Raw genomic sequence first — 12,150 nt, 5'->3', positions numbered from 1 at the left:
CCATGCGCAGTGCGGGGATCGTCGACGGACCGGTGCTGATCACCGGCGGCGGACGCGGGCTCGGCGCGGCCCTGGTGCGGGCGTTCGCCGCCCAGGGCGCCCAGGTCGTGATCGACTACCGGTACAGCCGGGACGCCGCCGAGGAGCTCGCGGCGAGCATCGGCGCGGACCGGGCGCTGGCCGTGCAGGCCGACGTCACCGACGAACGGCAGGTCGCGGACCTGTTCGCGGCGGGCCGGGAGCACTTCGGCACGCCGGTGGCCACCGTGGTCAACAACGCGCTCGCCGACTTCTCCTTCAACGGCGACCAGCGCTCCCCGGCGGACCGCATCCGCTGGGACGAGTTCGCCGCCCAGTTCGGCGGCACCGTCCGCGGCGCGCTGCACACCGTGCAGGCCGCGCTGCCCGGGATGCGGGAGCGCGGCGCCGGGCGGGTCGTCAACATCGGCACCAACCTGTTCCAGCACCCCGTGGTGCCCTACCACGACTACACGGCGGGCAAGGCCGCGCTGCTGTCGCTGACCCGCACCCTCGCCGCCGACCTCGGGCCGGAGGGGATCCTGGTGAACATGGTCTCCGGCGGGTTGCTGCGCACCACCGACGCCAGCGCCGCCACCCCCGAGGCCGTCTTCGACGGGATCGCCGCGGGCACCCCGCTGCGGCGGGTCGTCACCCCGGAGGAGTTCGCCGACGCGGTGCTGTTCTTCGCCTCCCCGTGGTCTCGGGCGGTCACCGGCCAGAACCTCGTCGTCGACGGCGGTCTCGTCAACGGGTGACGTCGCACCGACCTCGGGAGTCGGGGGCGGGTTCCCCGGTGAACCAGGCGGGGGCGAGGTGGCGGAAGCGGTCGGGCGGGAGGTTCCCGGCTCCCGCGGGGAGGGCGCCGAACACGGGCGCTCCGGTGACGCGGGGGAGTTCGGCGAGGTTGCACCGCTCGGCCTGGTCGAGCTCGGCCGGGACCGAACCGAGCACCAGTCCCGGTTCCAGCCCGCGGGAGCGCAGCGCGCCGACCGCCAGCTCGGTGTGGTTGAGCGTGCCCAGGCCCAGCCCGGTCACCAGCACCACCCGCACCGGGTGGTCCCGGGCGAGGTCCACGGCCAGGTCCAGCACCGTCCCGCCCGCCGTGTCGAGGCGCACCAGCACTCCGCCGGCCCCTTCCACGAGCACCGGGTCGTGCCCGCGGGCGAGCTCGCGGATGCGGGCGGCGTGCGCGGCGACCGGCGGGATCTCGACGCCGCGCAACCGAGCCGCGGTGTCCGGCGCGAGCGGGTCCGCCAGCCGCACGAGTTCGGCGACCGCGCACCCGGCGAGCGCCCGCACCACGTCCACGTCGGGCCGGTCGGTCCCGACGCCGGTCTGCGCGGGCTTCACCACGAGCGCCTGCGGCCCGGCGCGGACCGCGAGCGCCGCGGTCGCCACGGTCTTGCCGACCCCGGTGCCGGTACCGGTCACGACGGTGATCACGCGCTCCACCGCCCTGCCGCGCGCTGCTCGCCGACGACCCGCGCGAGCACGTCGACCGCCCGCGACCAGTCCGCCTCGCCGAGCCCGGCCGAAGTGGTGGCGCGCAGCCGGGACACCCCGTCCGGCACCGACGGCGGCCGGAAGCACCCGACCCGGACCCCGGCGGCCAGCACCGCGGCCTGCGCGGCGAGTGCGGACCGCGGCGACGGCATCGGCACCGACAGCACCGCGCCCGCCGACCGCGGCACGCCGAGCCGTGCGGCCAGTGCCGCCCCGCGCTCGTGGATCAGCGCGGGCAGCCCGGGATTCCGCCGCAGCAACCGCAGCGCGGCCAGCGCGCCCGCCGCCGGTGCCGGGGCCAGTGCGGTGTCGAAGACGAACGGGCGCGCCCGGTTGACCAGGTGGTCGATCAGCGCCGCCGAGCCGAGCACCGCGCCGCCCATCGCGCCGAACGATTTCGACAGCGTCGCGGTCACCACCACGTGCGGATGCCCGGCCAGCCCGCGCGCGTGCACGAGCCCGCGCCCGCCGTGCCCGGCGACGCCGAGCCCGTGCGCCTCGTCGACGACGAGCAGCGCGTCGTGCTCGGCGCACACCGCCGCCAGCTCCGGCAGCGGTGCCGCGTCCCCGAGCACCGAGAAGATCGACTCGGTGAGCACCAGCGCCCGCCGCCCGCCCGCCGCGGCCAGCGCCGCGCGGACCGCGGCCACGTCGTGGTGCGGGACCACCTCGATCGCCGCCCGGGACAGCCGGGCCGCGTCGATCAGCGAGGCGTGCGCGTGCGCGTCGGAGACGATCAGCGCGTCCTTCCCGGCCAGCGCGGTGACCGCGGCCAGGTTCGCCTGGTAGCCGGTGGAGAGCACCAGCGCCGACTCCCGGCCCGCGAACCCGGCGAGCTCCTGCTCCAGTTCGGCGTGCAGCGTCGTGGTGCCGGTGACCAGCCGCGACGCGCCCGCACCGGCACCCCACTCCCAGCCGGCCGCGGCGGCGGCACGCCGCACCTCCGGGTGGCGGCGCAACCCGAGGTAGTCGTTGCCCGCGAGGTCCAGCAGCTCCTCGTCGGCCGCCCGCGGCCGCAGCTCGCGCTGCAACCCGGCGCGTTCCCGCTCGGCCCGCTGCGCGGCGAGCCAGTCGTCCCAGCCGCTCATCCCGCCTCCGCCGCGGCGGCGATGGCGGCGCACACGGCCGCGATGTCCGCGTCGTCGCACACGTACGGCGGCATCGTGTAGATCAGGTCGCGGAACGGCCGCAGCCACACCCCGTGCGCCAGCGCCGCCTCGGTCGCCCGTGCCATGTCCACCTGGTGGTCGAGCCGCACCACCCCGACCGCGCCGAGCACCCGCACCTCGGCGGCCGGAATGCGGTGCAGCGCCTGCAAACCCGCGCCGATCCGCCGCACCCGACCCGACCAGTCCGAAGTGGACAGCAGGTCGAGTGCGGCGCAGGCGACCGCGCACGCCAGCGGGTTCCCCATGAAGGTCGGGCCGTGCAGCAGCGCACCCGACTCGGACGCGGACACGCCCCGCGCGACCTCGGTGCTGCACACCGCCGCGGCCAGCGACAGGTAGCCGCCGGTGAGCGCCTTGCCGACGCACATCACGTCCGGGCGCACCCCGGCGGCGTCGGCGGCGAAGAAGTGCCCGGTGCGGCCGAACCCGGTGGCGATCTCGTCGAAGATCAGCACGAGCCCGTGCTCGTCGGCGACCTCGCGGAACACCCGCAGGCAGGCGGGGGAGTACGGCCGCATCCCGCCCGCGCCCTGCAGCAGCGGTTCGACGACGAGCCCGGCGAGCCGGTCGGCGTGCTCGGCGGCGAGCGCCCGGAACCGCTGCGCCCACGCCGGAACCTCGGCGTCGTGCTCCGGTGGCAGGTCGCCGAACACCTGCGGCGGCAGCAGCCCGGACCACATCGAGTGCATGCCGCCCACCGGATCGCACACGCTCATGCAGTCGAAGGTGTCGCCGTGGTAGCCGCCGCGGACGGTGAGGAACCGGTTCCGGGCGGGTCGGCCGGTGCCGCGCTGGTGCTGCAACGCCATCTTCATCGCCACTTCCACCGCCACCGAACCGGAATCGGCGAGGAAGACGTGGTCGAGCCCGGTGAGCTCCACGAGCCGCCCGGCGAGTTCGACCGCCGGTTCGTGGGTGAGGCCGCCGAACATGACGTGCGACATCCGGTCGACCTGCCTGCGCACCGCCTCGTCCAGCACCGGGTGCCGGTAGCCGTGCACCGCCGACCACCAGGAGGACATCCCGTCCACCACCGGCCCGATCCCGTCCAGGGTGATCCTGCTGCCGGTCGCGCCGGTGACCAGCCGCGCCGGCGCCGGATCGGTCATCGACGAGTACGGGTGCCACAGCTGCGCCCGGTCCCGCCGGAGCAGCGCGCCGCCGTCCGCGGTCACGCGTTCGGCAGCACGTCGGTGCCCGCGCCGCGGCGGCGGATCGCGGGCTCGGCCCGCTGCGCGAGGTCCTGCTCGGACCCGAGGACCACGAAGCCGCCGTCGCGGATCAGCTCCAGGTCCCGCTCGGCCTCCTGCCCCTCGGAGGTCAGGTAGTCGCCGAGGAAGATCGAGTTCGCCAGGTGCAGCGCGATCGACTGCACCGACCGCAGGTGCAGCTCGCGGCCGCCGGCGATGCGGATCTCCCGGTCCGGGCAGACGAACCGCGCCATCGCCAGCACCAGCAGGCAGCGGGTGGGGGTGAGGTCCCAGGTGTGCTGGAGCGGGGTGCCGTCGAACGGGATCAGGAAGTTCACCGGGATCGAGTCGGAATCCAGCTCGCGCAGCGCGAACAGCGCTTCCACCAGCTGCTCGTCCGTCTCGCCGAGCCCGGCGATGAGCCCGGAGCAGGGGGAGAGCCCGGCGTCCTTCGCGCGCTGCACGGTGTCCACCCGGTCCGCGTAGGTGTGGGTCTGCACGATCTCGGCGTGGTGGCTCTCGGCGGTGTTGATGTTGTGGTTGTAGGCGTCGACCCCGGCGTCCTTGAGCCGCTGCGCCTGGCCGTCCTTGAGCAGTCCGAGGCAGGCGCAGACCTCCACGTCCGGGTGCTGCCGCTTGAGCGCGCCCGCCAGGTCGGCGACCTTGTCGACGTCCCGGTCGGAGGGACCGCGTCCGGAGGCGACCAGGCACACCCGGCAGGCCCCGCCGTGCAGGCCCGCCGCGGCCTGGTCGAGCGTGGCGTCCTGGGACAGCCAGGAGTACTTCAGGATGGGGGCGCTGGAGCCGAGCGCCTGCGAGCAGTAGTTGCAGTTCTCCGGGCACAGCCCCGATTTCAGGTTCACCAGGTAGTTGACCTTCACGGTGTTGCCGAAGTGCGCGCGGCGCAGCCGGCCCGCCGCGGCCACCACGTGCAGCAGCTCGGCGTCGGCGGCGCGCAGCACCGCGAGCGCGTCGTCGGGGCCGGCCGGGCTGCCCGCGAGGATCGCGTCGGCGAGCCGGTCGAAGTCGCTGGTCATCGTTGCTCCAGAGGTCGGCGACCTGAACACCGTTCAGGTGAACGGCGTTCAGGTTAAACTGGAGGTGCCGGACCGTCAACGGGAGGAACCACGTGCGCTACCACCGCGGCGACGTCATCGACCGCGCCCTCGCGGTCCTGGACGACTACGGGCTCGAATCGCTGACCATGCGGCGGCTGGCCGCCGAACTCGGCGTGCAGCCCAGCGCGCTCTACCACCACGTGCCGAACAAGCAGTCGTTGCTGGCCGCCGTCGCCGACGAGATCGTGCGCCGCGGGCGGCGGCCGCACCGCGCCCGCGAGTGGGACGCCCGGGTGGTGGAGATCTGCACCGAACTGCGCGACGCGATGCTCGCCTACCGCGACGGCGCCGAAGTCGTCGCCACCGCCCACACCTTCGGCCTCGGCGAGGACGAACCGGCGGGCAGGCTGCGGGCCGCGCTCACCGACGGGGGACTGCCCGCCGAACTGGTCGACGTCGCCACCCGCACCTTCCTGCACCTCGTGTTCGGCCACACCAACGAGGAGCAGACCGCGCTGCAAGCCGCCAGCGCGGGCGCCATCGACCGCGAACCCGGCGGGCACGCCGACTTCGAGCAGAGCCTCGACCTCGTCCTCGACGGCCTCCGCGCCCGGGTCGACTGATCTGGAGTTCCTTAGTGGTGCTCGGTTCGCGTAGCACCGGGGTGGCGGAACCGCACTGCCCGTCCCTGAACCTGCCCGGCGGGTCGTGTCGGTTTCCTGTCAGCGGCGGAGCCGCTGAGCCGACGACCACCTGAGACACCGGCACCGCCGCGGGTTCTCAGCGGCTTCCTCGCGAGGACAGCGATGTCGCCGTGTGTTGGACATACATCAGACATCGATCCCGCAGCGAGGAAGTCGCTGAGGTTCCGCCACCCGAGCACTACGCGGCAGAAGTAGCGAGACAGGCAGTGTCGCGGGCGATCCGGCTCAGGGGCGCAGGGCGTAGAAGTGGATCGGGGTGTTCGGGACGAAGCCGATGCGCGGGTAGACGGGGGCGCCCGCTGCGGTGGCGTGCAGGGTCGCACGGGTGAGGCCGGTGGCGCGGGCGCCCTCGTGCAGCGCCTTGCGCGTGACCGCCTCGCCGAAGCCCTGCCGCTCCTGCTCCGGATCGGTGGCCACCAGCACCACGAACAGCCTGCCCGCGCACGGGACGGTCGCGGCCGCCGTCACCGGTACGCCGTCCCGCAACCCGAGGTAGGCGTGCACGTCGGTGCGCCACAGCCGCGAACCGGCCAGCCCGTCCCGGCCGTCGGCGAGCGGGAAGCCGTAGGCGCGGGAGTTCAGGTCCGCGTAGGCCAGCAGCTGCTCCTCGGTGCGGACCCGCACGAACTCCAGCAGCGGGTGCTCGGGGTCCGGCAGCGGCAGGACGTCGCCCGCCATGCCGGCGCCGGAGAACGCCAGGTCCAGCCCGGCGCGCTCGGCGGCCGCGGGCAGCTCGGCGCGGGCCGCCGGGTCCAGCAGGTCCTCGAACAGCCACAGGAACCCGGTGCCCTGCTTCTCCCGCATGATCGCCGCGGCCTGCGCCAGCCGCTCCGGGAGCAGGTCCGCGCCGAGGCCGTGCTCGGTCAAGGTGACGCAGTTCCAGAACGCGAACCGCGACTCCGCCCAGCGCACCGCCACACCCGGCAGGTCGCGCACGTCGGCGGCCGGGTCGGCGTCGAGCACCAGGGTGCGCCAGCCGCCGGTCAGCTGATGCAGGGATTCCACCGCTGCCGCGTCGATCGCCGTCATCGTCCGCACCTCCCGTTCGGGGCACACCTGGTGATCTCATCGTAGCAATGCGTGATCAGCTGGAAGGCGGGTTCGGCTGGGCCTTCCGTGGGTTCCGCAGGTCCGTCCCACGCGGCCGACCTGCGCGGCGGGGCGGCGTGGCAGGGTGATCGACGACGGGAATTCCTCGACTGCGGCGGGAGTGTCGGCATGGCGGAAGCGGTGCGGGAAGATCTGCGCGACGGCGAGCTCACCTGGCTGGACGCCACCGCGCAGGCCGAGCTGGTCCGCCGCGGCGAGGTGTCTCCGCGGGAACTCGTCGAAGCCGCCGTGGACCGCATCGAGCGCGTCGACGGCGAGCTCAACTCGGTGATCACCCCGCTGTTCGAGAAGGCGCTGGCGCAGGCCGCCGACCCGGACCTGCCCGCCGGGCCGTTCCGCGGCGTGCCGATGCTGCTCAAGGACGCCGTCTGCCACTCGGCGGGCGACCCGCTGCACGCCGGGCTCCGGGTGCTGCGCGACGCGGGATGGGTCGAGCAGGAGGACTCGCACCTGGCGGCCCGGTTCCGCGCCGCCGGATTCGTGTTCTGCGGCAAGACGAACCTGTCCGAACTGGCCATGAGCATCACCACCGAACCGCTCGCGCACGGGCCGACGCGCAACCCCTGGAACCCGGCGCATTCGCCGGGCGGTTCCAGCGGTGGCGCGGCCGCCGCCGTCGCCGCCGGACTCGTCCCCGTCGCGCACGCCAACGACATGGCCGGATCGATCCGCATCCCGGCGAGCAGCTGCGGGCTCGTCGGGCTGAAGCCGACCAGGGCCCGCACCTCCCTCGGCCCCGGCCACGGCGAGTACTGGGGTCCGGTGACGCACGAGCACGTGCTCACCCGCTCGGTGCGGGACACGGCCGCGGTGCTCGACGCGATCGCCGGGATGGCGCCCGGCGATCCGTACACCGCGCCACCGCCCGCCCGGCCGTACCGCGACGAGGTCCAGGCTGAGCCCGGCGCGCTGCGCATCGGCTTCCGCACCGAACGGCCCGGCGGCGGACCGGTGCACCCGGACTGCGCGGCCGCCGTCGACGGGGCCGCCCGGTCGCTGGCCGAGCTCGGCCACCACGTGGCGCCCACCGCGGCCGCCCCGCTGGACGACGCCGAGCCGATGGCCTCGATGGCGACCGTGTTCGGCGCCACCGCCGCCTGGGAGCTGGAGCGCTGGTCGCAGCGCCTCGGCAGGCGCATCGAGCTGACCGAGCTGGAGCCGATGACCGCGCTGCTAGCCGAGCAGGGCGCCGCGGTGACCGCCGCGCAGTGGCTCGCGGGCATGGCCTCCGCGCAGGCCTGGTCCCGCAGGCTCGCCGCGCTGTGGGAGGACGAGTTCGACGTGCTGCTCGTGCCCACCCTGCCGGAACCGCCCGCCCCGCTCGGCCTGCTCGCACCCGAGCAGGACCCGCTGGTGCTGCTCGCGGAGACCGCCGCGCGCATCGCGTTCACCGCGCCGTTCAACCTCACCGGGCAGCCCGCGATCTCGCTGCCGCTGCACCGCGCCGATGGCCTGCCGATCGGCGTGCAGCTCGTCGCCGCCTACGGGCGGGAGGACGTGCTGATCCGGCTCGCCGCCCAGCTGGAGCGGGCGGTGCCGTGGTCGGACGCGCGGCCGCCGATTTCCGCGTAGCCGCGCGTGATCGCGCTCCGCGTACCGTGGTCGGTGGTTCCGGAACCGGCGCGGTCCGCAGTCCGCGCCGCCGGAACCGGGCGCTCCCGAGCGACGAGAGGACCTCGATGACCACCACCGGCGACCGGACCTCCACCCCCGACACCGACGACTCCGCCGTCTCGACCGACGTGCTGATCCGGCGCCCGCTGCCACCGGAGCTCATGGCGCGCGGTACCGACCCGTTCGCCCCGCCACCCGGCCTCGACGAGGTGCGGGCGCAGGGCCCGGTGGCGGGCGTGCGGCTGCGCAACGGCGCGCACCTGTGGATGGTCACCGGGTTCGCCGAATCGAAGGCGCTGCTCACCGACGAGCGGTTCAGCGCCGACACCCACCGCCACCCCAACGCCATGCAGCTCGACCCCGAGCAGGTGGTGGCCCACCAGGCCGCCGTCGCCGCGGGCACCGGCGGCTGCCCGGTCACCGACCGGCCGTCCACCAGCGGCCGGTTCATCTTCATGGACCCGCCCGAGCACACCCGGCTGCGCAAGCTGCTCGTCGGCCAGTTCACCGTGCGGCGGATGCGGGCGCTCGAAGCCAGGGTGCGGGAGATCGCCGTCGAGCACGTCGAGGCGATGCGGGCCGCGGGCGCCCCGGCCGACCTGGTGGCCGACTTCGCGCTGCCGCTGCCCTCGCTGGTGATCTGCGAACTGCTCGGCGTCGCCCCCGCCGACCGCGACGGGTTCCAGGACCGCACCGCCGTGCTGGTGAACCTGGACGCGGACGAGGCCACCCGGTTGCGGGCCTACGCCGAGCAGGACGAGTTCATGCGCGGCCTCGTCGCGGACAAGCGGGCCCACCCCACCGACGACCTGATCTCCGGGCTGGTGCACGGCGACGCGGACCCGGCGCTGACCGACCGGGAGCTGGTCGACATCGCCTCGATGCTGCTCGGCGCGGGGCACGAGACCACCGCGAACATGCTCGCTCTCGGCACCTTCGCGCTGCTGGAGCACCCGGACCAGCTCGCGGCGCTGCGCGCGGAACCCGGCCTGATCGACACCGCGGTGGAGGAGCTGCTGCGCTACCTGTCCGTGGTGCACACCGGGCCGGTGCGGGTCGCGGTGCAGGACGTCGAGCTGGGCGGGGTCACCGTCCGCGCCGGGGACACCGTGATGGTGTCGCTGCCCGAAGTGGACCGGGACCCCGGCCGCTGGCCCGAACCGGACCGGCTGGACGTGCGGCGCACCCGCAACCACCACTTGGCGTTCGGGCACGGCGTGCACCAGTGCCTGGGGCAGCAGCTGGCGCGGGTGGAACTGCGCATCGGGCTGGCGGAACTGCTGGCGCGGCTGCCCGGGCTGCGGCTGGCCGTCCCGCCCGCGGAGGTCGGGCTGCGCACCGAGATGGTCATCTACGGGGTGCACTCGCTGCCGGTGGCCTGGGACTGACGGGCGGTCGTGCCGCCCGGGCGCGTGCGGTGCGGCTCCGGGTGCGGCGCGGCTGGTGGTGCGGCGGCGGCGAGGTCGGTGGTGCGGACGGCTCGCGGCGAGGACCGGTCCGCCCGACCCGGCCCGCTCGGGCGTCCGTCCGCCGAGTCTCAGGTCCGCTGAGGCTCAAGTCCGCCGAGCATCCGATCCGCCCGACGTCCGGCCCGTCGGGGAGCATTGTCCACCCGGGTGCCTGGTCAGCCCGGGTGCCTGGTCCTTCGGGGATCATGGTCCGCCCGGGCGTCCGGCCCGCCGGGGCGCCCGGTCCGACCGGGCGCCTGCTCCGCCGAGCCCTGCTCCGCCGAGCCCTGGTTCGCCGAGTCCTGCCCTGCCGAGTGCTAGCCCGCCGAGCTCTGCCCCGCCCGGCTCGTCGATCCGTGCTCGCTTCCCGCGGTCGGCCGGGCGTCCTCCTTCATGCCGCGCGCCTCCGCTTTGAGCACTCGCGCGGACTGGCCCAGCGAACGGGCCATCTCCGGCAGCTTGCTGGAGCCGAACAGCAGCACCAGCACGCCCGCGATGAGCACCAGCTCCCATCCACCCGGCATGCTCATGGTCTCGTCCCTCTCGTCGTCGCGTTCCCCCGATCCGGTCTCCCACAGTGGCACACCGCCGGCCGCGCACCGCGCTCACCTCGGCGGGCCGCCGGGAACGCCCGAGTACTCTGTCGCTCGTCGTGCGGGCCTGCTTCCCGCGGGCAGCGGAAGCAGCGGCCCGGCTCCGGGCGCGGGGTGAGGAGAGCGCGTGGTCGGCGACGGTGGTTCGAAGTCCGGCCGCACCATCCGGTTCCGCGGTGATCTCGCCGACGCCGAGCAGGTCCTCCCGATGCCGCCGACCGGGCCGCCGGTCCGGCGCCGCGGCTCGCGGGCGCTGCGCGCGGCGGGGCGCACCCTGGTGGCGCTCGTCTCGACGCTGGTGCTGCTGGTGACCGGTTACGGCTGGAACACCCTCGGCGCGCTCCGCGGCGGGCTGGCGACCAGCGACGTGACGGCGGGGGCCAAGGCGGACGGCTCGCTGGACGTCCTGCTGGTCGGCTTGGACGGCCGGACCGACGCGCACGGCGATCCGTTGCCGCCGGAGGTGCTGCGCGAGCTGCACACCGAGGACAGCGGTTCCAGCCTCACCGACACGCTGATCCTGCTGCACGTGCCCGCGGACCGGTCGCGGGCGGTGGCGTACTCGCTGCCGCGCGATTCGTACGTGGACGTGCCGGGCCACGGCCACCACAAGATCAATTCTGCGTACGGGCGGGGCAAGGCGGCGGAGCGGAAGCGGTTGGAGGCCCAGGGCGTCACCGATCCCGCGGCGCTGGAGCGCGGTTCCGCCGACGGCGGCCGCAAGCTGCTGGTGCGGACCGTGCAGCAGCTCACCGGCGTCGACGTGGACCACTACGCCGAGGTGAACCTGCTGGGCTTCTACCAGCTCACCAAGGCGATCGGCGGCGTCGAGGTCTGCTTGAACGACGCGGTGGACGACCCGTACTCGGGGGCCCGCTTCGCCGCCGGGCGCCAGCGCATCTCCGGCGGGGACGCGCTGGCCTTCGTGCGCCAGCGGCACGGGCTGCTGCGCGGCGACCTGGACCGGGTGCAGCGGCAGCAGGCGTTCCTGGCGGGGCTGGCCCGCGCGATGCTCGCCACCGGGACGCTGGCGAACCCGGCGAAGCTGGACCGGATCTTCACGGCGGTGGAGCAGTCCGTGGTGCTCGACGAGGGCTGGGACCCGCTGGCCTTCGCCGCGGACCTGCGCGGTCTCGCGGGCGGCGACATCACCTTCGGCACCATCCCCGTGGAGGACCCCGAGCACGACACGCCCGACGGGCAGGCCGTGCAGGTCAACCCGCACAAGGTGCAGCTGACCATCGGCCGGGTCAACGACGGGCTGCCCGCCGCGCCGCCGCGCCCCGTCGCGCTGGAGAGCGCCGTGGCCGACGTGCTCAACGGCACCGACACCGGCGGCATGGCCGGTCGCGTGCAGGCCGAGCTCGGCGCCGAGGACATCGCCGTCGGCGAGGTCGCGGACGGGCCGCTCACCGCCACCTCGCGGGTCACCCACCATCCGGACGACGCCGAGGTGGCGGCGTTCATCGCCGAACACCTCGGCGGCCTGGCGACCGCGGCCGATCCGGCGCAGCCGCGCGGGCACGTGCAGGTGCTGCTGGGCGCGGACTACGACGATCCGAACGTCGGCGAACTCGCCCCGGCCCCGCTGATCCGCCTCGACGGCCACCAGGTGCAGCGCTCCGGCGCCGCTGCGGACGTGATCACCGCGGACGGCATCCCCTGCATCAACTGAGCGCCCCGGGTGGCCCCGTCCGGCAGCCGGGCCACCCCGGCTGCGGCCGGACGGGTGATCGGGAG

10 protein-coding genes and 1 pseudogene are annotated in these 12,150 nt (G+C 74.8%); 5 read left to right on the top strand and 6 right to left on the bottom strand.

Annotated features, from left to right (window positions below; all coding sequences use genetic code 11):
- The first annotated feature begins 2 nt into the window (after positions 1-2).
- On the top strand, positions 3-776 hold the full coding sequence (locus ABZ805_RS09355) for a 3-oxoacyl-ACP reductase (RefSeq protein WP_358436758.1): 774 nt from the start codon (positions 3-5) through the stop codon (positions 774-776).
- Here ABZ805_RS09355 and bioD read toward each other — a convergent pair.
- Genes bioD through bioB form a run of 4 tightly spaced genes read right to left on the bottom strand, consistent with a single transcriptional unit; the run spans position 766 to position 4,920 of the window.
- Positions 766-1,464 (bottom strand): dethiobiotin synthase, encoded by a 699-nt coding sequence (bioD, locus tag ABZ805_RS09350; RefSeq protein WP_358436755.1) that lies wholly within the window; start codon positions 1,462-1,464, stop codon positions 766-768. The two genes, ABZ805_RS09355 and bioD, sit on opposite strands and share 11 nt — an antisense overlap.
- Positions 1,461-2,612, bottom strand: a complete 1,152-nt coding sequence (locus ABZ805_RS09345; protein WP_358436752.1) for an 8-amino-7-oxononanoate synthase — start codon at positions 2,610-2,612, stop codon at positions 1,461-1,463. The genes bioD and ABZ805_RS09345 overlap by 4 nt, the downstream gene beginning before the upstream one ends.
- Complete coding sequence (locus ABZ805_RS09340) at positions 2,609-3,868, bottom strand: adenosylmethionine--8-amino-7-oxononanoate transaminase (protein WP_358436750.1); 1,260 nt, start codon at positions 3,866-3,868, stop codon at positions 2,609-2,611. The genes ABZ805_RS09345 and ABZ805_RS09340 overlap by 4 nt, the downstream gene beginning before the upstream one ends.
- Positions 3,865-4,920 carry a biotin synthase BioB gene (bioB, locus tag ABZ805_RS09335; RefSeq protein WP_358436747.1) on the bottom strand — a complete coding sequence of 352 codons (1,056 nt, stop codon included), beginning with the start codon at positions 4,918-4,920 and terminating at the stop codon, positions 3,865-3,867. The genes ABZ805_RS09340 and bioB overlap by 4 nt, the downstream gene beginning before the upstream one ends.
- Positions 4,921-5,012: 92 nt before the next feature.
- Between bioB and ABZ805_RS09330 the strand changes: the two genes are divergently transcribed.
- Complete coding sequence (locus tag ABZ805_RS09330; RefSeq protein WP_358436744.1) at positions 5,013-5,564, top strand: TetR/AcrR family transcriptional regulator C-terminal domain-containing protein; 552 nt, start codon at positions 5,013-5,015, stop codon at positions 5,562-5,564.
- 306 nt (positions 5,565-5,870) lie between these two features.
- Here the strand turns inward: ABZ805_RS09330 and ABZ805_RS09325 are convergent, their stop codons facing one another.
- A complete protein-coding gene (locus tag ABZ805_RS09325; RefSeq protein ID WP_358436741.1) occupies positions 5,871-6,674 on the bottom strand; it encodes a GNAT family N-acetyltransferase in 804 nt (267 codons plus the stop codon).
- Positions 6,675-6,863: 189 nt separating this feature from the next.
- Here ABZ805_RS09325 and ABZ805_RS09320 point away from each other — a divergent pair, with 189 nt between their 5' ends.
- Positions 6,864-8,327, top strand: a complete 1,464-nt coding sequence (locus tag ABZ805_RS09320; RefSeq protein WP_358436738.1) for an amidase — start codon at positions 6,864-6,866, stop codon at positions 8,325-8,327.
- Positions 8,328-8,434: 107 nt separating this feature from the next.
- Positions 8,435-9,757, top strand: a complete 1,323-nt coding sequence (locus ABZ805_RS09315; protein ID WP_358436736.1) for a cytochrome P450 — start codon at positions 8,435-8,437, stop codon at positions 9,755-9,757.
- 443 nt (positions 9,758-10,200) lie between these two features.
- Here ABZ805_RS09315 and ABZ805_RS09310 read toward each other — a convergent pair.
- Positions 10,201-10,347, bottom strand: a pseudogene (locus ABZ805_RS09310) (twin-arginine translocase TatA/TatE family subunit); the annotation flags it as partial.
- Positions 10,348-10,537: 190 nt separating this feature from the next.
- On the opposite strand from ABZ805_RS09310, the gene ABZ805_RS09305 reads away from it, so the two are divergent.
- Entirely contained in the window at positions 10,538-12,085 is a 1,548-nt protein-coding gene (locus ABZ805_RS09305; RefSeq protein WP_358436733.1) for an LCP family protein, read from the top strand.
- Positions 12,086-12,150 lie beyond the last annotated feature (65 nt).

The sequence above is a fragment of the Saccharopolyspora sp. NPDC047091 genome (assembly GCF_040643635.1).
Classification (GTDB): domain Bacteria; phylum Actinomycetota; class Actinomycetes; order Mycobacteriales; family Pseudonocardiaceae; genus Saccharopolyspora_C.
The sequence above is the reverse complement of the archived record's forward strand: the minus strand, read 5'-3'. Positions and strand labels throughout refer to the sequence as shown.

Excerpts from the sequence above, each read along its gene's own strand:
- ABZ805_RS09355 (WP_358436758.1), top strand. The coding sequence starts at position 3 with ATGCGCAGTGCGGGGATCGTCGACGGACCGGTGCTGATCACCGGCGGC.
- ABZ805_RS09345 (WP_358436752.1), bottom strand. The coding sequence starts at position 2,612 with ATGAGCGGCTGGGACGACTGGCTCGCCGCGCAGCGGGCCGAGCGGGAA.
- bioB (WP_358436747.1), bottom strand. The coding sequence starts at position 4,920 with ATGACCAGCGACTTCGACCGGCTCGCCGACGCGATCCTCGCGGGCAGC.
- ABZ805_RS09325 (WP_358436741.1), bottom strand. The coding sequence starts at position 6,674 with ATGACGGCGATCGACGCGGCAGCGGTGGAATCCCTGCATCAGCTGACC.
- ABZ805_RS09320 (WP_358436738.1), top strand. The coding sequence starts at position 6,864 with ATGGCGGAAGCGGTGCGGGAAGATCTGCGCGACGGCGAGCTCACCTGG.
- ABZ805_RS09315 (WP_358436736.1), top strand. The coding sequence starts at position 8,435 with ATGACCACCACCGGCGACCGGACCTCCACCCCCGACACCGACGACTCC.